The following is a 22,428-nucleotide window of genomic DNA, read 5'->3' on the forward strand; positions in this document are numbered from 1 at the left end:
CCTACAGGATAAAATACAATACCTATAGGCCGCATGAGGCGCTGGGATATGATATCCCGGCTAATTATTATAAACTTGAAAATCTGGTGGGACTAACTTTAAACTCGAAATAGTTGTTCCGAAAAAGTCGAGCAGGACAAGAACAGATTAAATCCTCATAATGGGCTATGCTTGAATTCAATTCACGATAAAGCATTTGAGAGAGGATTTCTAACTGTAACTCCAGAATATAAAATCAAATTGTCGAAATGTTTTGACGATTTCAAAAAAGATGGTGCAGTAAAAGATTTGTTTTTCAAATACAATAATCAATCCATCATTTTACCTGACAAATTTCTACCGTCGAAAGAATTCTTGGATTATCATTATAAGGACATTTTCATTAAATGAACAGCGTTGAACAAATTGAAGAGAGTTATTTACGTTCGAATAGAACAGTAGAAACAATTTTACTAACAGACTTAAGCAACAGTTCTCGTCAGAAAATTGTTTATGTTTATAATTATGAAGGCTATCATTACAGGGTTTTTGATAACGTAATAGAACTCACAAAATTTTTAAATAATAATGAATTCAGAATTTTGAAAGAATACTTAAAAGATTATTGGGTTTACAATTTTCTTGAAAAATATCAGTTTAATACCTAATAGGTGAATGGAGTGAAATATATGTTTTCCTCACACAAATCCAATAGTGCAAAAGTCCTCAGTGCCATAGCGCAGAGCCTCTTGACAGCAAATTACCTATTGCAGTAAAATTAACTGCAATTGTAGTAATATTCACTGCAAACCAATGAGACAACCATTAGAAAAGATATTTAGTTCAAGAATCAGGGCAAAGGCGCTCGGGTGGTTTTATATGCATACAGACGAGAGCTTTTTTGTTCGCCAGCTTGCAAATATCTTAGAGGAAGACTCCACCAATCTCAGCCGTGAACTTTCAAGTCTCGAAAAGGTTGGAATCTTATCATCAATGCGGCAGGGGAATCTTAAATATTTCAAGGTAAACAGGAAATGTCCTTTTTCCGATGAGCTTAAAGGCCTTATTCTTAAGACCGTTGGCTTAATCGGAGAACTCAAATCCTCCCTTGAAAAAATGCCGGCCATTAAATATGCCTTTATATATGGCTCATATGCAAAGGGCGAGGAAAAGGCAGAAAGCGATATAGACTTAATGATTATAGGAGATACCGAGATTGATAAACTTGATTCGCTTGCAAGCAGTATTGAAAAGAGGGTCGGCAGGTCAATAAACTATATAATATACAGCAACAGTGAATTCTTATATAAAAAAAAGAAGAAAGACGGCTTTATCATTGATGTCTTAAAAGATAAAAAGATAATGCTGATAGGAGATGAGAATGGGCTTAAAAGGGCTTGAGTCTCAAGGCTTGATAGAGAAGATAAAATTCAGCGATAAACAGATTCTCTCGAATCTTAAGCGAGCAGGCAAAGACCTTTTAACTGCAAAAGCCAATCTTGAGATAGACGAGGAATGGGCTTATACAATTTCATACCATGCAATGCTAAGAGCAGGCAGGGCTTTGATGTTCTCTATGGGTTATCGCCCTAAGGGGAAAGATCAGCATAAAACAGTAGTTGATTTTTGTGCGGATATACTCGGGGAAGATTTCAAGACTCTAACAGACAGGTTTAACAGGATGAGAGTAAAAAGGCACGACTTCATATATGAGCCTGAAAGGCCTATCTCTCAAACAGAGGCTGTAAATTCCTTTGAAAGCGCTGAGAGGTTTGTTAAAGAAATAACAGATAAGATACAAAAATCACATCCGCAGAAAGGATTATTTAAATGATGCAATATAGACCGGATAAAATCTCAGTCAGATATTTTATCCTCCCCATCCCCATCTCTCCAATAAAAACTTCGCTCCTTCTTTATCCAACGGCTGATTTCCTGCGCCGCATTGCGGGTCTTGAATGCAGGAGGGGCATCCTTCCTCGCAGGAACATTCCGATATAACTGTCAGCGCTGCCTTAAACCACTCATCCATAACATCAAACGCCCTTTTCGTCAGCCCGATTCCGCCTTCATACCCGTCATATATAAAGATTGCCGGTTCTTTAAATGCCGGATAAAACGGATAACTCAGGCCGCCAATGTCACCCTTATCGCATAAGGCAAAGAGGGGCATGCACGCTATTGAGGCATGTTCAAATGCATGAAGGCTCCCTGCAAGGTTATAGCCGAGAGATTCCATATCATTCTCTGTGTCTTTATCTATCCTTAACCACAATCCCTCTGTATCAAAAATATATTCAGGCATATCAAGGTCATGCCTTGAGAGCCTTGTCCTGTCAAATATATTTTTCCTGTCATACCCTGTCACCCTGTTTTTCATTCTTAATCTGCCTCTGAAAACTTCCATGTTTCCCATCTTCCTGACTTCCATCTCTTCTATCACCTCTGTCTCATCCTTTGTGCGCGCCTGAGTGTAATACAGGACATCAACCTCCTTGCAGATAACCTTTCTTTCTTCAATCATGAGTTCGGATACCCTGTAATGCCTTCCGCGGTGGAGATAGATTGCGCCCGGAAACGCCTCTCTGAATATCCTTGCGCCGCTTAAATCTCCGATATGCCTTCCGGATTCAGCCACTATATCAAAAGGCCTTCCGATAGCCCTTATCTCAACCTCTCTGTGCGGCGTCCTGCTTCGTGAAAACCAGATGCCGCCTCTTTTGCCGGGATTCAACATGCCTTCCTGAACAAGCTCTTCTATCAGGGGCCTAAGTTTTTCAGTGTCATAAATGCTGTCTCCGGCTTTCAGGTATATCTCGGATGAGGCGCAGGGAAGATGCTTTTTAATGATATTTTTATTCTCCGGGTCTATGACTCCGGCCTCATGTGATTTTTCAAAGAACGCATCGGGATGCCTCATAAAATACTGGTCCAGCGCATCCTGAATCGCAATCATCGCTATCAAAGATTCCTGCCCCTCTCTTCCAACCCGTCCTGCCCTCTGCCATGTGCTTGATATTGAACCCGGATAACCTGCAAGGATGCATGCATCAAGTCCTCCTATATCAACACCGAGTTCAAGGGCGCTTGTTGAGACAACACCGAGCAGTTCACCGCTGAAGAGTCTCTGCTCTATCTCTCTCCTTTCCTTTGGAAGGAAACCCGCGCGATAGGGGCTGATTTTTTCGGCAAACTGAGGAGCCCTGTCAACAGTCCACTTATATATAAGCTCTGTAATCTTTCTCGCCTTTGTGAACACAATGGTCTTCAAGCCTGCCTCAAGGCATTTGATGAATAGAGCGGTTGCCTCTGTATAAGGGCTTTCAAGCACCGGGTTTATGAACATGAAGTGCTTCCCTCCCCTCGGCGCTCCGTCTTCTGTCACAGTCTTAAAAGGCAGTCCGATGAGTTCCTCTGCAAGGCTCTTCGGATTCGCAATCGTAGCTGAACAGGCGATGAACTGGGGGCTTGAACCCCAGTAATTGCATATCCTTCTGAGCCTCCTCAATACATGGGCAACATTAGAACCGAACACCCCCTTATATGTGTGTATCTCATCAACAACAACATATTTAAGATTCTTAAAGAACTCTTCCCATTTTGCATGAAAGGGGTTTATTGCAAGATGGAGCATATCAGGGTTTGTGAATATGACATTAACGCGCGAGGGCAATTCTGTTTCCCCCGCGATCCCCCTTTGAAAAACCTTTCGTATCTTTCCCCTTCTATATGCTGCTGTATCTCCGTCATAGACCTCAGCACAGCGTAAGGGGGATTTCGTGCCTCTTGCAGTTTTTTCTTTCAGCAATCCATCCTCATCGCCTTTTAAAATCCCCCCATGCCCCCCTTTGCTAAAGGGGGGCATGGGGGGATTAATACCCACTTCATCAAAGATCTCATTAAGGTTCTTAACCTGATCCTGCTCAAGCCCTTTCAGCGGAAAGATATACAGGGCTGTGGCTTCAGGATTTTCAATTATGGATTCAATAACAGGTATGTTATAGATGAGGCTTTTTCCGCTTGCAGTCGGAGTCATTACAACAACATTTTCGCCCTGCCTGATTAAATCTACGGCCTCAACCTGGTGGCTCCAGAACAGTTCAATCCCCTGATTCTTAAAAACCCTTCTTAATCTCTCATCAAGGTCAATCTTTTTATACAACGGTTCTACTGGATGAATATACCTGTGCTCTGTTATTGAGGAGATAAACCTGTCGTCTTTTTCAAGCGACTCAATAAGATTAATAACTGACATTCCTATCTTCTATTCCATAAATAATTTCTAAAATACAGATAGGACATAGTATTTGAGCGGTTTTATTTTGCCGATATTCATACAGTTAGTATTTTGATAAATAAAGAGGCAAAATACCTCGGAGGTCGAAAACCGAGAATGAGCGAGAGTACTATGTCCTATCTGGTTAAGCATAGTTTATGAATTTTCTGGGCTAAGAGTCTTCTTCATCGCCTGACCAACCATATTCACCGATCAAAGGCACAAACACACACGGCACATGCAATTGTTCTGACAAAGCGCCTTTGGATTTTTTTACAATTAAAAGCTGCTGCGAAAACCGTATTCCAACAGGGGCAATAATTATTCCTCCGTCAGATAATTGTTCTATCAAAGGCTCAGGAATCTTAGGTGAACCTGCTGTTATAAGTATCCTGTCAAAAGGAGATTCTTCAGGCAAGCCGAGCGTGCCGTCGCCTGTTATGACATGGATATTATTATATCCCAGCGCCTGAAATCTCTCCTCTGCCTTTTTAGCAAGCAAAGCTTTTCGCTCTATTGTAAAAACCTCTCTGGAAAGCTCTCCAAGGATTGCCGCCTGATAACCCGAACCGGTCCCTATCTCCAGGACTTTTTCATCTCCTTTAAGCTCCAGGAGTTCTGTCATTATCGCAACCATATATGGCTGTGAGATTGTCTGGTCATCGCCGATTGGAAGGGCCATGTCGTCATAAGCATTGTGCCGCATATAATCATCAACAAAAAGATGCCTCGGCGCCTTTCTCATTGCAGAGAGAACGCGTTCATCCTTTATTCCCCTCGGAATAAGCTGGGTATCCACCATCAAATCTCTTAATCGTTTAAAATCTTCCATGTTTGCGTTTGTTGCGTTATAACGCTAAACGCTTTGCAATTTCCCTTGCCGCCATCACCCCTGACGCCGACGCCTGAATCAGGCCTCTGCTCACCCCTGCGCCGTCTCCGACAGCAAAGAGATTTTTAACCTCTGTCTCAAGGTTTCTGGTCAGGGTTAACTGCATTGAATAAAACTTGACCTCCACTCCGTAAAGAAGCGTATGTTTTGAATTCACTCCGGGCGCAATTTTATCAAGGGCGTCAATCATCTCCATGATATCCGAGAGATAACGGTAAGGTATGACGAAACTTAGATCTCCAGGAGTTGCATCTTTCAAAGTGGGCTGTACCCTTCCTTTTGCTATTCTCTCAGGCGTTGAACGCCTGCCTGCCTGCAGGTCTCCAAGCCGCTGCACAATAACGCCCTTGCCGATGAAGTTAGCCAGCCTCGCAATATATCTTCCGTAAGAAATGGGCTCATCAAACGGCTCTGTAAATACTGTGCTTACGAGGAGGGCAAAATTTGTGTTGCCGGTTTTTCTGTCAGCATAGCTGTGCCCGTTCACTGTCCAGAGGCCCTTCAGATATTCTTTTACAACCTCGCCGTAAGGGTTAACGCAGAAGGTTCTTACCTTATCGTCAAATTTTTTTGAATGGAAGATCAATTTCGGCTCGTATGTAATGCTGGTAAGATGTTCAAAAACAGAGGCCGGGATTTCAACCCTTACTCCTATGTCAACAGGGTTCTGAAGCAGGGTAAGATGAAGACGCCTTGATTCTTTTTCAAGCCATTTTGAACCTTCTCTGCCGGGAGCCAGTATCACATAATCAGAATAGATTTTATCTCCGTTTTTGAGTCTTATTCCAGCAGCCCTTCCCTTTTCTACAAGAACACTTTCAACATCCGTCTCGAATAACGTTTCGACCTTGCCATTCAGCGATTTTTTAATCTTCTTAAGCAAAACCCTGCACCTGTCCGTGCCTATATGCCTTATCCTTGAAGGCACGAATACAATATCGTTTTTGGATGCAAGCCTCTCTATCTTCTGGATTTCCTCTCTGCTTCCTCCGTAAGCCTTTTTAGGGGCGCCGTATTTAATGTAGATGCTGTCGGCATAGTCTATCAACGACTGAAGCGTATCCTTGTCTGTATATCTTAGAAGGAATCCTCCGATTTCAGGCGAGAGGTTCAACTTGCCGTCGCTGAAGGCCCCGGCTCCGCCCCATCCGCTGAGAAGAGCGCACTCAGGGCATGCCTTGCAGGATACATCTTTTATCATCATCGGGCATTTTCTCTGGTCTATATCCCTGCCCTTTTCTACAATGAGTATCTTTGCATTCTTTTTTTTACTGACAAGTTCCAGCGCAGAAAAAATACCTGCCGGGCCTGCGCCGACTATTATGACATCGTATTTCTTCATCTGGAAATACCCATTATTCAGTATTGTCATGCTGAACTTGATTCAGCATCTCCGGTTTTTGATATGTCAGTTGAGACCCCGAAACGAGTTCGGGGTGACATTGTTGAACCCAAACTTTTCTCCAAAAACTCCAGCGCGCTGTAATTCGTCAGATCCAGGTGTATGGGCGTTATGGAGACATAGCCTTTCTGGACAGCATTAATATCCGTGTCCTCTCCGTGCTCCCAGTAAGGAGTTCCTCCCCCTATCCAGAAATGCTTCTCTCCCTTCGGGTCATATGTCTCCTGTATAGCATTGTCATATATGCGTTTCCCCTGCCTTGTGAATTTCACCCCGTGAATGTTTTCTTTTTTTACATTCGGCAGATTGACATTAAGAAGGGTATCGTAAGGAAGCGATTTTTCAAGCGCATACTTTGCGATTTCAATGGAATAGTAAGCCGCTGTATCAAAGTTAAAATTCTTTTCGCCTGCTATTGAGACAGCAAATGACGGTATTCCCATGATAGTGCCCTCTATCGCCGCCGAGACAGTGCCTGAGTAGGTAATATCATCACCGACATTCCCGCCTTTGTTGATGCCTGAGACAATCAGCGCGGGCTTTTCAGGCAGTATTTTATTAACGCCGATTGCAACACAGTCCGTCGGAGTTCCGTTGACTGCATAAATATGCTCACTTCGTTCTTCAGCCTTCAGCGGCCTGTGCAATGTTAATGCGTGGCTTACAGCGCTTCTTTCCCTGTCAGGCGCAACAATATAGGCGTCTCCAAGTTCCTGCATGGCCCTGAAAAGCGCAATAATCCCCTCAGAATGCACTCCGTCATCGTTTGTTACGAGGATTACAGCCATCAGAGGTATTGTATCAGAATATCAGGTTTATCGGGAGATTATGAGTGACGGTCGGAGGTCGTGGAGAGAGGATGTTATGCTTGACATATACGCTCTTTTTGTTTAGAATTAAAACCAAAATAAAATAACTTCTCTCTTTAAAGGGGCTTAATGAAGCGGCGCAATTTCTTTAAATTACTACTTGCCTTTCTTGGTTCAATCAGTTTTGCATCTTTTGCTTATCCTCTGATCAGGTTTCTTGCTCCGCCGGGCCTCGAAGCAAAAACTAAAAAGCTGTCGCTCAGTAAAGGCGAGATACCTGTAGGGAGCGCAAAAAATATTGTCTTCAACAATACACCTGCAATAATCATCAACAGAACTGATAAGGGACTTGTGGCCCTTTCGAAGATATGTACCCACCTCGGATGTATAGTCGAATACAACAGGGATAAGAACAGGTTGCTATGCCCATGTCATGCAGGGGTATACGACCTTGAAGGAAACGTCTTATCAGGACCGCCGCCCAGGCCATTGCAGAAGCTTCCTCTGAAGGTTGAGGGCGAAACCATTGTGATAGGATAAAATAATGTTTAACAAAATAAAAAAATGGCTTGAAGTAAGAATAGGGCTTGACGACCTTACCAGGACACAATTAACAGAATACAGGGTGCCCAAAAACGTCAATATATTTGCAACCCTCGGTTTTGTTGCGCTTGCCGGATATGCGCTCGAGGTTATTTCAGGGATATTTCTCCTCATATACTATACGCCCCATCCTGACCACGCGTTCAGAAGCGTACAGGACATAATGACCAGAGTCCCTTATGGCTGGCTGTTCAGGCAGATGCATGTCATGGGCAGCAACATCCTGATCGCTGTTGTAATGCTCCATATGGTTACTGTTTTCCTGATGGGGAATTATAAGAGACCCAGAGAGCTGACATGGGTTGGAGGAGGCCTGATGCTCCTGGTGACCCTTACATTCGGGCTCAGCGGTTATCTGCTGCCATGGACCCAGTTAAGTTACTGGGCTACTACCGTTGTAACTTCAATGCCTACAGCCTTCCCGTATGTAGGAGACTTCATAGCGCGCTTATTGAGGGGCGGCGACTATATATCAGGCATAACACTCGGAAGGTTCTTTGCCCTGCATATTGCAATTCTGCCTCCGGTATTTTTATCTCTTATCGCACTGCATCTATTTCTCATAAGGCGCATCGGAATCTCTGCAACGCCATTCGGCACATCAGATGAAGAGAAAAGGCCGCTCACCGAATACAAAAAGAAGACATACCCTGACGGTTCTCCTTATTACCCATACTTCTTCCGGAAGCAGCTGTTAATGGTCATGATATATGTTGCTGTCATGTTCTTCCTGATCACATTTATGCCGGCAATGTTCTCCCCTGATGAGGCAAATACGCCTGCTAACCCTTTAAAGACGCCTTTCCATATAAGGCCGGAATGGTATTTTTTAGCTCCGTACCAGATGCTGAAACTGATACCCAACAAGTTTCTCGGCATAAGCATACAGATAATCCTTGTCGGCATCTTTCTCTTATGGCCCTTTCTTGATAGTCAGAAAGAAAAAAACGTATTCAAAAGACCTGTACTGCGCGGCGTATTTACCTTTCTTCTTGCTCTCTGGGTTGTCTTAATGTTCTGGGGGAAATACTGATGAGATACCTTTTTATTTCGTTGCTGGTAATTTTCATCTTGCCCTCGTTCGCCGTGGGAGGGTACAAAGAGGAATTTGAACGGGAATTCATGTCCCAACCCTGGGCAGGCGAACAGGCTGAAGAGAATGCCTGTATTGCATGTCATGTCTCTGATAAAATGGAGCCTAAACTAAAGAATATACCTCAGAACTGGCAGATGAGCATCCATTATGAAAATAATGTGTCATGCCATGACTGCCACGGCGGTGACCCGATGGATGCCGCCATGTCAATGTCACGCCAGAGGGGTTTTATCGGAGCCCCGAAATATACCGAGGTGCCTGAGTTCTGTGGTAAGTGTCATATAGGAATATTGAAGAATTACCTTGAAAGCGGTCATGGGAAGGCGCTGAAAAAAACAGGAAAAGGGCCTAATTGTGTTACCTGTCATGGTTCTCATAAAGAAGAGCAATTTATACAGAAGGCAAATATCGACATCATAAATGAACAGCGTTGTACAAAATGTCACTCATACGAAAGGGCCATGATAATGAAACAGGCCCTCTTCTTCACAGAAAAGAAAATAGGAGAACTGGAAGATAATTTTAAGAGTTTAAAAAAAGAAGGCGTATTCACAGCGGATGATGAAAAGCCGCTCTTTAGCACTCAGGCGGAATTTCGCGCCCTCTTTCACACAGTCGATGTGTCTCTTGTCAAGGAAAGAACCGATGAGTTCAGAAAGAGGATAGACATCATAGAAAAAAATATCCAGGACACATTCGGCGAACTCCGTTTCAGGAAGAACTTCTCAGCATTCATTTTGCTTCTTTTCACTGGGATGGGCGTCGTACTTTTTCTGATATCAAAAACACCCAAGGAATAAAACTCTAATCCGCTTTTTCAATGAAGAACTCTGCGGCAAGACTGCAGGATATTAAAAATAAAATTTGAGTGAGTTTTGTTTTTGTCATTCCCTTTTAAGCTTTTCCTTCTTTCAGGCTATCCAATTTTATATTATCCAGCGTCCTCAGAATATCCACTCTTGAAACTATGCCAACCGGATGGCCTTCCCCATCTACTATAATTACTCTTTTTATCTTTCTGTCGGCAATACTTCTAATCAGTTCCTTCATAGAAGTATCTTCAAGGGCTGTTATTGCAGGAGAGGTCATTATTTCCGATGCGGTATCACCGAACTTTTTGCCCTTTTGCGCTTCAGGAAGGACCAGCTTCCCAAGCCTCTCTGCAACTTCCGGCTCATGTCTTATCTCCTGAAAGATAATGTCCGACTCTGAGACAACACCTATCACTTTATTATCGGCATCCACTACCGGGACAGCGCTTATACGTCTGGAGATAAGCAGTTTGCCTATTTCATCTACTTCAGTCTCGGGAGAAACTGTTATCAGGTGCCTGGTCATAATATCACGCGCAACAATCCCTTTGGCTCTAAGCCCGAAGCGCAGCTTACCGGTATAGACCGGAACTGCGAATTTAAGCAAGAAGGTATATAACATTGCGCCTGAAGCCCATATCCCTATGGTAACGAGTATCTCCTGCATGGTAGGGATATATTCGTATATCTCTCCCAGAGTATCAGGGACGAACCCCGGGATTATAAGGCCCATGCCTTTTTCTATATACACGCCCGTGATAACAAAGACACAGGCCATATTCAGCGTTACGAAGTTCTCGCGTGTCCTTGGGAAAAGAAACATGAAGAAAGCAGTGATGTTCATGGCAGTAGCAAACCATATCCAGGGAACAAGGTTGTTGTGTCCATGCAGACCGAAGTAAAGATATTTTACAGGCTCTGAATGTATGCTCCCTGAGTAGAATTCCTTGAATACCTCTGCTCCAAGGAGGAACAGATTAAGACCTATGGCGTAAGCGATCAGTTCGGCAATTTTAAAGATTGCCTTGTTTTCAATCTCAACATCCGAAAGTTTCCTTATGATCTGGAAAAGGACAATCATTATCGCGGGACCTGAACAGAAAGCCGAAGCTAAAAAGCGCGGAGCAAGAATTGAGGCATTCCAGAAAGGCCGGGACGAAAGCCCGTTATAAAGAAATGCGGTTACTGTATGAATGCTGACAGCCCATGGTATGGAAAGGATTATCAAGGGGCCTATCACAGACATCTTGTATTCCTTGCCGATTGAAAGCCTGTATAAGACATAAAAGACAATGGCAGTATTTATTATGAGATAACCGTTCAGCGCCACAACGTCCCACGCAAGCAGGGATGACGGGAAGTTCATGGCGCCTATCGCAGGCAGGATATGCCAGACCCGCAGAGGCTGACCCATGTCTACCATAATGAAGAGTATGCACATGACTATTGCTGTTACTGCGAGCAGTTCACCAAAGAGCACTATCTCCTTTATGGGCTTGAAATTATATATATACGCAGGGATTACGAGAAGAACTGCTGCTGCCGCAACGCCGACAAGGAATGTGAAATTCGAGATGTACAGGCCCCAGGATACCTGATCCCTCATTGCGGTTGCTATCAGTCCCCTGTTTATCTGTCCTGCATATGCGCTTATACCAAGAAGAACAAGGAAGGAAAGGAAGGAAATCCACATATAATATTTCTTATTCCCTATCGCTATCTGTCTCAGGGCTATGAAGAAGTTCTTTATTATCATTATCTGGATCATTGAAACCTCCTATTTCCCGTAGGCGAAGAAGTAGTAGAACTTCGGGTTGGTGTTAAGATCTTCCTTCAGCCTGAAGACCCTTTTGTGCTCTATCGCATATCTAATCTCGCTCTGGGGGTCGAGGAGGTTCCCGAACTTTCTCGCACCTACAGGGCACGCCTCAACACAAGCGGGATATCTGCCGTTCCTCGTCCTCTGTATGCAGAACGTGCACTTCTCTACAACCCCTTTATAGCGTGGACGGTTCCCGAGGTAATGTGTCTTTGGATTTATCTTCTCGGCGGGCCTGCCGGGCTCCCCCCAGTTAAAACGCCGCGCACCGTATGGACAGGCTGCCATACAGTATCTGCAGCCTATGCACCAGTTGTAGTCTATCACCACGATACCGTCAGGCTCTTTCCATGTAGCCTTCGTAGGACATACCCTGACACAGGGCGGGTTTTCGCACTGCTGGCATTGGACTGGCATATAAAAATATTCCTTTTCAGGTACCTGAGCCGGATTGTAATATTTCTCTGAATTTTCGAGATCCACCCATTTCTCGCCCTTCCTGAACCTGAGCACTGTTATCCAGTGTATCTGCGGGTCAAGAGACTGGTTGTTTTCTTCCACACATGCATAAACACACCTTCTGCAGCCAATGCATCTGGAGAGGTCAAGTCCGTATCCGAATAAGACACCCGGCATTGGTTTTTCATTGCCTACCTTTATCTCTTTCCTGTATTTATCCTCATAATCTTTTTCAAGGCGGCTGAGAACCTTCTTTATCTCTGCCTCGTTCATCTCCCTGAAATGCTTCTGGAAGAATGCCTCCCAGAATGAGGCGTTTGCCTTATCAAGAGGAAGCGCAACACTCGCAAGCCCGAGAGCAGCGCCCTGAAGGAATGTCCGTCTGCCTATACATCTTTTTCTGTCTTGCTTCATAAGTACCTCTTATTTTATATCTGCAGGCCTTACCGGCGGTGGTAATGGTGCAATCGCTTTGAATTCAGGGTCATGAGGCCAATGGCAATGTACGCAGAGGAGATACTGCTTCTCCCCATTCCACATACCTGTTCTTTTACCATGCAGCCCTGCCTTCCATTCACGGAGTATGAAACCGTGGCATTGCCCACAGAGGTTGTACGACTCATCAAAACTCACAAGCTTGCCATTTGCAAGTCTTAGCCTGTCCCTGTTATCCGGATTATGGCAGTCGAAACACCAGCCGCCAGGCATATGTCTTAGAACGATGTTATCATGCATTGCCTCAAGTTTCCTCGGGGTCTTGTTCGCAGGCATGCCCTGATGGCACTGCGAGCAGGGGAAGATTCCCGGTGTGAATGGAGGTGGAGGGACGAGGAATTTCTTCTGAACTTCATGTTCTGCAGATTCTGATATTGCAGGAAAAAAAATGGATCCGATAAGAACAACAAACAAAGTAAAACCTGCAATTTTACCCTTCATATCTCCTCGTTTATCGTGTTTAACAGGATGTTAATTGGTCTAATAATACAATAATCCTGTGAAGAATTACAAGTCATCAAGTCTATCGGTGTTATAGCTCTCATATACCTTCAATAGAAAATCCCTGTCAGAGAGCATTAATGTGATTCTTTTACGTTGAAGACAGGGAATATCTTGGCAAATACCCAGAAAAGCACAAACGGCATGATAAAAATACTGACAGCTCCGCCCAGCCCTTCCTTAAACGTTTCCCAGTCATGCGGAATTATTGGCATATGATAGTGCATATATCCTGCGAAAGTTAAAGAGAATGCCTGACCGCCGATAACGACATTATACCTCATCATGAAGACGCCGAAAAGCACGAGGATGACGCCGATGACGGCTCTTCTCAACGTGAGCCATGGCGTCAGGAAGAGGATAAAGGGCACAAGGTTTCCGAGACCGTACTGTAGGATGAATATATCGGTAAAGTCCCTCCCGTAAATAACGCTTCTCAAGACATCCCATGACTTCACTGCTGTATATCCCCTGAAGATAAGGTCAAGAAGCTCAAGGCTTATGGCAAAGATCAGAAAGAACAGCAGATATTTTGCTGTCATTTTTATTACATGGATTTCGACGCTCTTTATCTCCTCCCTGGACTGATGATGCATTGCATAAGGCGCCTTGTTGCGGGACGCAAAGCGCTTTCTCAATTCCATAGTAACAATATAAGTAAGCATACAGAGGGCAATCCCTGAAACAATTGCAGACATAATGAATATAACAGGCATGAGCGGCGTCATCCAGAGCGCATTTGCTTTAACAGAGCCGAATATAAAACCTGCATAGCCGTGAAGGAAACAGGCAACAGGTATTCCTATCCCGGCAAGTATTTTTATTGCCTTTTCATCTCTTTTAAGTGACTCCTCGCTTATGTCATAGACTCCGAGAGTGAGAGTGCAGAATATCACAAATTTTATCCACTCAAGCAGCGTCTTGTCTTTCTTTTCCTTAAGCGGAAGCGCTACTTCAACAAAGTGCTTTCTGTATAAAAACCAAAGTTCAGAGGCAACAATGGCGCCGTATGAAAAAAACACGATGCCGAAAGCGGCGATGGCGGAGGTAAAATGCGGGGTCATCATGACATTGATGCCCCTAAACGGGTGCTGGAGATGCAGAACAATGGGCATAGGCGCGGCAAAAAGAAGGGCAAAGGAAAAGACAAGCGCAAACCGTGCAATATCCTTCAGTTCCTTTATGCCGAAAACATGATAGAGGGATGAAAGGACAAAAGCCCCGGCAACGAGCCCCGTCATAAAAGGATACATGACAATCTGAATACTCCAGTAAATATATTCATTCGGAGTGACGAACAACTCCTTTAAAGTCCAGACTTCTCCGTGAACCATGGCTATCTTACCTCCTCATCCAGACCTATGTAATAGACCTGCGGTTTTGTTCCGTACTCACTCTTCAACACCCCTACCCTCTCGGTCGTGATTATCCTGGTGACAGGGTCGTTCGGATCCTTTATATTCCCTATCATCCTTGCGCCAAAGGGACATGCCTGCACACAGGCTGTCTTCATCCCCTTTGTTATCCTGTGATAGCAGAAATTGCATTTCTCAGCAGTATGATGCACAGGATGAAAGAACCTGACGCCATAAGGACATGCCATAATGCAGTACCCGCATCCAATGCACCACTTCCTGTCAACGAGCACAACGCCGTCCTCTGTCTGATATGTAGCTCCGACAGGGCAGACCTGAACACAGGGAGGGTTCTCGCACTGGTTGCAGAGTTTCGGGACAAAGAAAGCCTTTTTTATGTCCTCTTTTTTAATATCCTGATAGTTCCCTAAACCGAGATCAATCTTAGTGGTTATAAAACCATCCCGTGCGCCCTTCGGTGAATCGGCAAATAATCTTCCCTCCTTGGTCAGAACATATCTTTCAACCCATGTCCTCGTAACATTGGCATCGTAAGGAATCTCATTTTCGTTCTTGCAAGCTTTAACGCAGAGACCGCAGCCAACGCATTTGTATGTATCAACAAGGAACACCCATCTTACCTTGGACTTTTCTGATGACTTTGCTGCACGGAGCTTCCCCGGATTTATAATCTCGATGGCTGCGAGAGGCACTGCCAATCCGGCTATACCTTTGACTGTATTCTTTAAAAATTCCCTTCTGTTTATCATTTCATCCCCTCCAGAGAAGGCTTATGAGGATTGTGGCACATAACGCATTCGATATCAGGATTATGCTTCTCAGGGTCTATCCCTCTTATCTTCGCCCTTCCGCTTGTCGGATATGCCAGTGGGAAATGGCATCTGAGGCACTGCTGCATGGATCTGTCTATTGCTAACTTAGGTGGGTCTGATGGATGGTCTATTGCCGGGCCATGACAGTTTTCGCACTGTATAATTGCATGAGGCGTTTGTTTTATTAAAGAAACCTTATCGCTGTGGCAGTCCTTGCAATACTCTGAAGACCTGTATTTTACTTTAACTTCCTTCCAGAAATTCTCATTGGCTTTATTGTGCCAGCCATACATATAGCCCCTCTCATGTATGCCAAAGCTATCAGGCACGACAAATACTCTGATAACCAGCGCTAATAAAATTATGCCGATTACAACATAAAGCGGCCGCCAAATATGACTCCTCATTTACCGCCAGTCCTCCAAACGTCTTTATTTGTTAATCTCTGTCTTTATATGCCAATAAATTTTGCCGGAGACTTATATTCATGACACTTTGTGCATTCTTTTTTCGCCTGCGCTTCGGATACTCTCCACAAATGCGGCTTATGGCAGTCTGTGCATTTCATGCTCAACGTCTTTACGTGTAGTTCATGCCTGCCGACCTGAAGCTGGTCGCTGTGACACTTTGTAAGACAGTCGCCCCAGTCAGGCCTTACTTTTTTATGCGGTTTGTGACACTCGTAACAGTGGAACTGCATAGGAGCATCAGCAGACACCTTTATCTTTATAGCTTTTTTGATTGTTGCGGGTGACGGCTGGAAAAACTTAACATCCATGGTTCCGTCAGCGATAAGCTCTTTTCTAATGGATTCGTCTCCATGGCAGAAAAGGCATTTCTTCCTTCCGGGCTTTAAATCCTTCGTGCGGTCTGTGTGACAGTTAAGACATGGAAGTTTTTCCATGCCTGTGCCATGAACCAGTTTATCCTTATGACATGAGATGCAGAATCTCTCCTCAGGCAAAAACTGATGTATTTTATAACCGTGACACTTAGAACATTCTATCTGCTCGGTAAACATATGTTTTGCATGGAAGCGGGAACGGTTGATTTTCTGCGCTTTAGGATACTTAGCGCTTGTCTCCCAGTGGCAGTTAACACAGAGTTTCCACGGCACAATAACCTTGCCGTGTCTCGGTTCAACTGTTTTCTGCCCTAAAACAGTAAATCTGAAAAGCTGAACAACCTGATCTTTCTTAGTGGAATGATGGCACTCATGACAGTTGACTATGTTATGTTTGCTCCTTGCCCACGCCTTGTTAGCGTCGTCATGAACATGGCAGAACATACATGCATTTGGGTCCTGCTCAAAATAAGCGTTTATTTTATATCCCACAAAACCCATCCCTATTAAAATAAATAAAACAGACAGGACAGTAATTATTTTCGCCTTCCGCGAAAACCTCTCCAAATACCATTTAATTAACTTATCAAACAATTTGAATGGATTCAACACCCAAAAAAAAACCTCCGCTCTACATAGGATATTAAATTTTTTACAGCTTAAAGGCTTTTAAACTTAACACAAGAAATGCACAAATGTCAAAAGATGGAAAGGGGGAATAAATTATGGTAGCATTGGTATAAATATGAGAGATTATCCGTCAGAATACAAAAATTTTTCCCTCTCAGCGCCTGAAAAGTTTTCTTTTCCGCTTGACGTCTTTGATAAATGGGAAAACAGGCCGGCGCTTTACTGGACAGACGGCGTTAATGACAGAACACTTTCATTCGCTGAATTAAAACTCCTCTCATCAAAAGGCGCAGGCGCTCTCAAAAACAGGAGAATTGTAAAGGGCGATAAAGTCCTTGTTATGCTCCCCGGCATTCCGGAGTGGTGGGAGATAATGCTCGCGCTTATGAGGATAAACGCCATTCCGATACCTGCCACAACCCTGCTGACATCTAAGGACATAGAATACAGGCTTGCATCAGCAGACATAAAGGCAATCATCGCATCAGATGAAGATGCAGACAAAGTGGAAATCGCTGTAAATAAATCCTCTGCGCAACCCTCTCTTATCATTATTGGCGAAAGACAGAACTGGCATAACTACATAGAAGAAAGAAACAGCGCAGACGCCTTTGAAGGCGAGAGGGCGTTTTCATCAGAGCCTGCATTAATCTATTTCACATCAGGCACAACAGGCCCGCCGAAAATGGCGCTCCATACGCAGGCATCCTACCCTTTCGCACACCTGATAACAGGAAAGTACTGGCTTGACCTTAAGCCCGGCGATATCCACTGGAATCTCTCAGACCCCGGATGGGCAAAGGCGGCGTGGTCCAGCCTGTTTGGCCCGTGGCATATGGGAGCGGTAATATTTTCATTTTACAGAAAGGGGAAATTTGATCCTTCACTGACAATGGAAATCCTGCAGAAATACCCTATAACAACATTCTGCGGGCCTCCGACAGCTTACAGGATAATTGTTAAAGAGATTCAATCCCGAAACTTATTCGGGACAAAATTCAAGTTTAAATCTGCCCGGCATTTCGTTGCAGCCGGTGAGCCTCTTAACAAAGAGATAATTGGGATATGGAAAGAGAGAACAGGGCTGTATATTTATGACGGTTACGGGCAGACAGAGACAGTGAATATTCTGGCAAATTTCAGATGTCTTCCAGTAAAGCCGGGTTCGATGGGAGTGCCGGTCCCTGGATTTTCTGTTGATATTATTGATGACAGCGGAAATCCGACTTCTTTAAATACCGAGGGCGATATAGCAATAAAAATAAAGCCTGAAAGGCCTGTAGGATTATTCAGGGAATATCTCGGAAACCCTGAGGCGACAGCTAAAACAGTAAGGGGCCAATGGTATATAACAGGCGACAGGGCCTATAAAGACAAAGACGGATACTTCTGGTTTGTCGGCAGGTCGGATGATGTTATACTCGCATCAGGATACAGGATAGGGCCTTTTGAGATAGAGAGCATCCTGATAGAACATCCTGCTGTAAAGGAATCTGCGGTTGTTGCAAGCCCTGACAAAATAAGGGGCGAGGTTGTGAAAGCATTTATCGTCTTAACGCAGGGATTCAGCCCCTCGGATGCCCTCATAAAAGAACTACAGGAATTTGTGAAGAACCGCACAGCGCCGTATAAGTATCCGCGCAAGATTGAATTCGTTGAGGACCTGCCTAAAACCATAAGTGGAAAAATAAAGAGAAAAGAACTGAAAATGAAAGAATTCGGAAGGATTTAAACCCAAATCCCGATATAGGCTTTTCAATACCTTGTTTTGTCTGTCATTGCGAGTCCCGATAAAATCGGGGCGTGGCAATCTTATCGTCAAAGGCGAGATTGCTTCGCTTCACTCGCAATGACAATTTTCTAAATCGGGATTTGACTTAAATTTTCCTCTTCCAAAATCATTGTAAATGTGATAGCATTAAAAATACTTTTCCTGCTTAATTCAAAACCCGGAGGGCTTTACATTTAATGAATGGACTTACCTACAAAAAGGCCGGTGTTGATATTGATGAGGGAGACAGATTTATAAGCCTGATTTCTCCCTTGGCAAAAAAGACATTCAGGCCCGAGGTCATTACAAACATCGGCTCCTTCAATGCGCTCTTTAAACTTGACACTGATAAATACAAACAGCCCGTGCTTGTCAGCGGCACAGACGGTGTTGGAACAAAGCTGAAGATAGCGTTCATGACGGACAAACACGACACAGTCGGTATTGACCTTGTTGCCATGTGCGTCAACGACATCCTTACAAGCGGCTCAGAGCCTTTGTTCTTCCTTGATTATTTTGCAACAGGCAAACTTAAACCTGAAAAAGCAGCAGAGGTCATCAAGGGGATAGCTGAAGGATGTAAACAGGCAGGCTGCTCTTTAATAGGCGGAGAGACTGCTGAGATGCCGGGATTCTACCCTGAAGGCGAATATGACCTTGCAGGCTTTGCTGTCGGAGTGGTTGATAAGGATAAAATAATAAACGGCTCTGATATAAAGGAGGGCGATGTTCTCATAGGGCTTGCGTCAAGCGGGCTTCACAGCAATGGATATTCCCTTGTAAGAAAACTGTTTTTTGACGTAAAGAAAATGGATGCTGATACTTACATCTCAGAACTCGGAACCTCTCTTGGGGAAGAACTCCTTAAACCGACAAAAATTTATGTGAAGGCATTTAACACTATCAAAGATAAAATCTTGGTAAAAGGCATGGCTCACATTACAGGCGGAGGCATTTCAGGGAATCTGCCGAGGATATTCCCTGAGGGAGTAAGCGCCGTCATCAATGAACGCTCATGGAGTCCCCCCCCTATATTTCACATTATAAAAGAGATGGGCCAAGTGCCCCTTGACGACATGAGGATGACTTTTAATATGGGAATAGGGTATATTATTGCCATCCCCGAGGCTGAATCAAAGAAGGCAATATCTATTTTAAATGCGGCTGGGGTTGCTTCTTTTGTGATAGGCAATATTGAGAAAGGAGGTCAAGGCGTAAGCTATGCATAAGATAAGAATTTTACTTAAAAAGGCGTTTACTCCTTTAACTATAATGGTAATACCTCACAGCAGCAGAAAACCGTTCAATCTCAAGATACCTTCTATAGGCATATTCATTTCAATACTCCTCTGGCTCATTGGAACAGGATATGTCTTTTCAATAGCTATTGATACGCTTGAATATTACAGGATGCAGGATAAGCTCCAATACTATTCCGGCCAGTTTATGGAAATGAAGTCAACAATGTCAGCGCTTCAAAAGGCGGAGGCTGAGTTCAGAAAACTCTTTTCTCTGAAGTCCAAAGAGAAGGTCCTTGAAAACGTGGATACATCAGACAGCGGCGCAATTGACATGGAGGCTCTGAAACAGCAAATTAAAAAAACCGTTGAAGACGTTGGTGATATAAGAGATTATCTGAGCCAGCAAAGAGACCTCTTCATGGCAACACCCAAAGGCTGGCCTCTCATAGGGAATGTAACTTCATCCTATGGCAAAAGAAAACATCCTATAACCGGCGAAGAAGATTTTCACAACGGAATAGATATAAGCGCAGCTCCGGGCAATCCTGTTACAGCCACTGCTGACGGCATAGTGAGTTTTTCCGGATGGAACGGCGGCAGCGGCAATCTTGTGGTTGTTGAGCACGGTTTTGGATATTCAACGTTTTATGCTCATAACAAGATGACTGCGGTTAAGGTAGGCCAGCGTGTAAAGAAGGGAGAGGTCGTATCCTATGTCGGCTCGACAGGAAATACAACAGGGCCCCATCTTCATTACGAGGTATGGAAAAACGGCAGCCCTGTTAATCCTAAATCTTTTATCGAAGGGAGGAGTTAACAAATGGGTTCAATTAATTCAATGTTTTCAAAAAACACAGAAAAGCTCGAATCATTTATCGGCATCAACAGCCACTTTAAAGGCGATATAAAAACACAGGGGACCCTGCGGGTTGACGGCACAGTTGAAGGCAATATTGAAACTGACTGGCTCATACTTGGAGAAACATCGCATCTTAAGGGCGATGCTACATCGAGAGGCATTATTGTCGGAGGCAGGGTTGACGGCAATCTAACCGCCAGAGAAATTATAGAGATTAAAACTAAGGGACAGGTTACAGGCGAGCTTGCGACAAACAAACTCAACATTGCAGAAGGCGCAATGTTTGACGGCCGTTCTTCAATGCTCAGGGAAGAATCAAACGTGATTGAACTGCAGGCCAAGGAAAAGGCGTCTTAGGGATTTTATTCTGCTATTCAGGAACCATCTCCTTACAACGAATTTTTCTCCTTTGCCAGCGCCCTTATAATCATTGGCAGGCTGCATTATTTCGCTGACAGCCCTGACTGCGCTTAGCAGATTTTTGACATGCACCCCTCGTGAGATAGCGCTCTCAATCACCTCTCTGCTGTTAAGGACTATTAACACATGCCTTTTATATACAATAATATCCAGCGGCTTGAGCTTCTTTGCTATTTCATCAGGAGACAGTCCTTTTACATCAACAGGCCTCCCGAAAGAAAAAAGGGAATCTGTATTGCGGGGGGTATAGCCTCCGGTTGCTTCATAAAGAAGCCCTGAACAATCAACGCCTTTCAAGGTCCACCTCTTCAATACGTCATCGGGCAGGGTCCCTGACGGTTTATAAAACTCAAGCATCTCAGGAATTCCTTTTGAATAGTTGCCTCCCCACACATATATAGCGCCATCAGCAGAAAGCAATCTCTTTATTATCGTGTTTTTGTCAGGAAGTTTCCTTCGGCGCTCCTGCGGTTTTTCAAGCCTCTTCTCAACAAACCGGCTGTCTATATAGTAGCCGCTCACTGCATGATGCGGATAATCCTTTGTGCTTACTTTGAGTATCTCACGGCGGCCCTTTATAATTTCCTCTTCTATAATAAAGACTGTATGCGGCATGGCAATAAATTCAACCTCTTCTATGAGATTTTTTGCGGTGAGCTTTAAGGTCCTTCCGTCACTGCCTCCGAATACGGAACTGAAATCAGGCGTGTTCAAAACAGGAGTCGGCAGAACTGCAACAGCGTAGCGCAAATCTTTCTTTTGCAGGGGCTGCTTATCATCGACTTTTCCATCACACGCTGCAAATAAAAAAAGCATTACAATTAATAGGTCAACAATGCATTGGCATAAAAAGGACGGGGTATAGTATTTGAGCGGTTTTATTTTGCCGATATTCATATAGTAAATTATATCAGATAAATAAAGAGGCAAAATACCTCGGAGTCCCGATTTTATCGGGGCGAGAATGAGCGAAAGTGCTATACCCCGTCCTTTAAAACCTTATTCTGTAACCTCTTTCAGCCACTTCAGATAATCCTCCGACCCTTCAACAATCGGCAGGGCAATAATCTCCGGCACAGAGTAACTGTGCAGTTCCCTTACTTTTTGAGAAAGGCTGTTAAAAAGTTTCTTCTGCGTTTTAACAATCATCAGGACTTCTGATTCATCCTCTACCTGGCCCTGCCAGCTATATATGGACCTTAAATTCCTTACTATATTTACACAAGCTGCAAGCCTTCCTTCAACAAGCGCCCTTGCGATATTTGCTGCCTCATCCTCATTAGAAACAGTTATGAAGACCACTATGTTTTCCATGAATTCCCTTTCATTATC

Annotated in this window: 22 protein-coding genes and 1 pseudogene; 10 read left to right on the forward strand and 13 right to left on the reverse strand. The window is 44.0% G+C overall.

The annotated features are described in order from the left end of the window. Positions 1-141 precede the first annotated feature (141 nt). The 3 genes and pseudogenes from HY035_04440 to HY035_04450 all read left to right on the forward strand — a co-directional run bounded on the left by HY035_04440 (position 142) and on the right by HY035_04450 (position 1,813). A pseudogene (locus HY035_04440) lies at positions 142-390 on the forward strand (HNH endonuclease). A 402-nt stretch (positions 391-792) separates the two neighbouring features. After that, positions 793-1,380 carry a nucleotidyltransferase domain-containing protein gene (locus tag HY035_04445; protein ID MBI3377638.1) on the forward strand — a complete coding sequence of 196 codons (588 nt, stop codon included), beginning with the start codon at positions 793-795 and terminating at the stop codon, positions 1,378-1,380. After that, positions 1,361-1,813 carry a HEPN domain-containing protein gene (locus HY035_04450; protein MBI3377639.1) on the forward strand — a complete coding sequence of 151 codons (453 nt, stop codon included), beginning with the start codon at positions 1,361-1,363 and terminating at the stop codon, positions 1,811-1,813. The genes HY035_04445 and HY035_04450 overlap by 20 nt, the downstream gene beginning before the upstream one ends. A gap of 36 nt (positions 1,814-1,849) precedes the next feature. On the opposite strand, the gene HY035_04455 is transcribed toward HY035_04450, so the two are convergent. From HY035_04455 to surE, 4 genes are all read right to left on the reverse strand, one after another. Beyond that, entirely contained in the window at positions 1,850-4,234 is a 2,385-nt protein-coding gene (locus HY035_04455; protein MBI3377640.1) for a DEAD/DEAH box helicase, read from the reverse strand. A gap of 193 nt (positions 4,235-4,427) precedes the next feature. Continuing rightward, the gene (locus HY035_04460) at positions 4,428-5,087 is read right to left on the reverse strand and encodes a protein-L-isoaspartate(D-aspartate) O-methyltransferase (protein MBI3377641.1); all 660 of its coding nucleotides are present in this window, start codon (positions 5,085-5,087) and stop codon (positions 4,428-4,430) included. Between the two features lie 16 nt (positions 5,088-5,103). Beyond that, positions 5,104-6,489, reverse strand: a complete 1,386-nt coding sequence (locus HY035_04465; GenBank protein ID MBI3377642.1) for an NAD(P)/FAD-dependent oxidoreductase — start codon at positions 6,487-6,489, stop codon at positions 5,104-5,106. A 26-nt stretch (positions 6,490-6,515) separates the two neighbouring features. Continuing rightward, the gene (gene surE / locus HY035_04470; protein ID MBI3377643.1) at positions 6,516-7,337 is read right to left on the reverse strand and encodes a 5'/3'-nucleotidase SurE; all 822 of its coding nucleotides are present in this window, start codon (positions 7,335-7,337) and stop codon (positions 6,516-6,518) included. Positions 7,338-7,487: 150 nt separating this feature from the next. Between surE and HY035_04475 the strand changes: the two genes are divergently transcribed. From HY035_04475 to HY035_04485, 3 genes are read left to right on the forward strand one after another with little or no spacing between them, the layout of a single operon-like run. After that, on the forward strand, positions 7,488-7,898 hold the full coding sequence (locus HY035_04475; GenBank protein ID MBI3377644.1) for a ubiquinol-cytochrome c reductase iron-sulfur subunit: 411 nt from the start codon (positions 7,488-7,490) through the stop codon (positions 7,896-7,898). Positions 7,899-7,902: 4 nt separating this feature from the next. Further along, positions 7,903-8,994: a cytochrome bc complex cytochrome b subunit gene (locus HY035_04480; protein ID MBI3377645.1), complete on the forward strand. Its 1,092-nt coding sequence runs from the start codon at positions 7,903-7,905 to the stop codon at positions 8,992-8,994. Then, positions 8,994-9,857 carry a cytochrome C gene (locus tag HY035_04485; protein MBI3377646.1) on the forward strand — a complete coding sequence of 288 codons (864 nt, stop codon included), beginning with the start codon at positions 8,994-8,996 and terminating at the stop codon, positions 9,855-9,857. The genes HY035_04480 and HY035_04485 overlap by 1 nt, the downstream gene beginning before the upstream one ends. A gap of 94 nt (positions 9,858-9,951) precedes the next feature. On the opposite strand, the gene nrfD (HY035_04490) is transcribed toward HY035_04485, so the two are convergent. From nrfD (HY035_04490) to HY035_04520, 7 genes are all read right to left on the reverse strand, one after another. Continuing rightward, positions 9,952-11,637 carry a polysulfide reductase NrfD gene (gene nrfD, locus HY035_04490; GenBank protein MBI3377647.1) on the reverse strand — a complete coding sequence of 562 codons (1,686 nt, stop codon included), beginning with the start codon at positions 11,635-11,637 and terminating at the stop codon, positions 9,952-9,954. Between the two features lie 9 nt (positions 11,638-11,646). Then, on the reverse strand, positions 11,647-12,561 hold the full coding sequence (locus HY035_04495; protein ID MBI3377648.1) for a 4Fe-4S dicluster domain-containing protein: 915 nt from the start codon (positions 12,559-12,561) through the stop codon (positions 11,647-11,649). Between the two features lie 9 nt (positions 12,562-12,570). Then, entirely contained in the window at positions 12,571-13,083 is a 513-nt protein-coding gene (locus tag HY035_04500) for a hypothetical protein (protein MBI3377649.1), read from the reverse strand. A 137-nt stretch (positions 13,084-13,220) separates the two neighbouring features. Beyond that, positions 13,221-14,477: a polysulfide reductase NrfD gene (gene nrfD / locus HY035_04505; GenBank protein MBI3377650.1), complete on the reverse strand. Its 1,257-nt coding sequence runs from the start codon at positions 14,475-14,477 to the stop codon at positions 13,221-13,223. A 2-nt stretch (positions 14,478-14,479) separates the two neighbouring features. Then, on the reverse strand, positions 14,480-15,268 hold the full coding sequence (locus HY035_04510) for a 4Fe-4S dicluster domain-containing protein (protein MBI3377651.1): 789 nt from the start codon (positions 15,266-15,268) through the stop codon (positions 14,480-14,482). Next, on the reverse strand, positions 15,265-15,738 hold the full coding sequence (locus tag HY035_04515) for a cytochrome c3 family protein (GenBank protein MBI3377652.1): 474 nt from the start codon (positions 15,736-15,738) through the stop codon (positions 15,265-15,267). The genes HY035_04510 and HY035_04515 overlap by 4 nt, the downstream gene beginning before the upstream one ends. A gap of 44 nt (positions 15,739-15,782) precedes the next feature. After that, entirely contained in the window at positions 15,783-16,667 is an 885-nt protein-coding gene (locus HY035_04520) for a cytochrome c3 family protein (GenBank protein MBI3377653.1), read from the reverse strand. Positions 16,668-16,920: 253 nt separating this feature from the next. On the opposite strand from HY035_04520, the gene HY035_04525 reads away from it, so the two are divergent. The 4 genes from HY035_04525 to HY035_04540 all read left to right on the forward strand — a co-directional run bounded on the left by HY035_04525 (position 16,921) and on the right by HY035_04540 (position 21,033). After that, complete coding sequence (locus HY035_04525; GenBank protein ID MBI3377654.1) at positions 16,921-18,537, forward strand: AMP-binding protein; 1,617 nt, start codon at positions 16,921-16,923, stop codon at positions 18,535-18,537. A gap of 236 nt (positions 18,538-18,773) precedes the next feature. Next, the gene (locus tag HY035_04530; protein ID MBI3377655.1) at positions 18,774-19,805 is read left to right on the forward strand and encodes a phosphoribosylformylglycinamidine cyclo-ligase; all 1,032 of its coding nucleotides are present in this window, start codon (positions 18,774-18,776) and stop codon (positions 19,803-19,805) included. Next, complete coding sequence (locus tag HY035_04535) at positions 19,798-20,634, forward strand: M23 family metallopeptidase (protein ID MBI3377656.1); 837 nt, start codon at positions 19,798-19,800, stop codon at positions 20,632-20,634. Before HY035_04530 ends, HY035_04535 begins: the two co-directional genes overlap by 8 nt. Before the next feature lie 3 nt (positions 20,635-20,637). Beyond that, positions 20,638-21,033 carry a polymer-forming cytoskeletal protein gene (locus HY035_04540; GenBank protein MBI3377657.1) on the forward strand — a complete coding sequence of 132 codons (396 nt, stop codon included), beginning with the start codon at positions 20,638-20,640 and terminating at the stop codon, positions 21,031-21,033. Here HY035_04540 and HY035_04545 read toward each other — a convergent pair. Both HY035_04545 and HY035_04550 read right to left on the reverse strand, forming a co-directional pair. Then, positions 20,992-21,912 carry a peptidoglycan endopeptidase gene (locus HY035_04545; GenBank protein ID MBI3377658.1) on the reverse strand — a complete coding sequence of 307 codons (921 nt, stop codon included), beginning with the start codon at positions 21,910-21,912 and terminating at the stop codon, positions 20,992-20,994. The two genes, HY035_04540 and HY035_04545, sit on opposite strands and share 42 nt — an antisense overlap. Positions 21,913-22,095: 183 nt before the next feature. Continuing rightward, the gene (locus tag HY035_04550) at positions 22,096-22,410 is read right to left on the reverse strand and encodes a divalent-cation tolerance protein CutA (protein MBI3377659.1); all 315 of its coding nucleotides are present in this window, start codon (positions 22,408-22,410) and stop codon (positions 22,096-22,098) included. Between the last annotated feature and the right edge of the window lie 18 nt (positions 22,411-22,428).

It is taken from the genome of Nitrospirota bacterium (assembly GCA_016195565.1).
GTDB lineage: Bacteria > Nitrospirota > Thermodesulfovibrionia > Thermodesulfovibrionales > UBA1546 > UBA1546.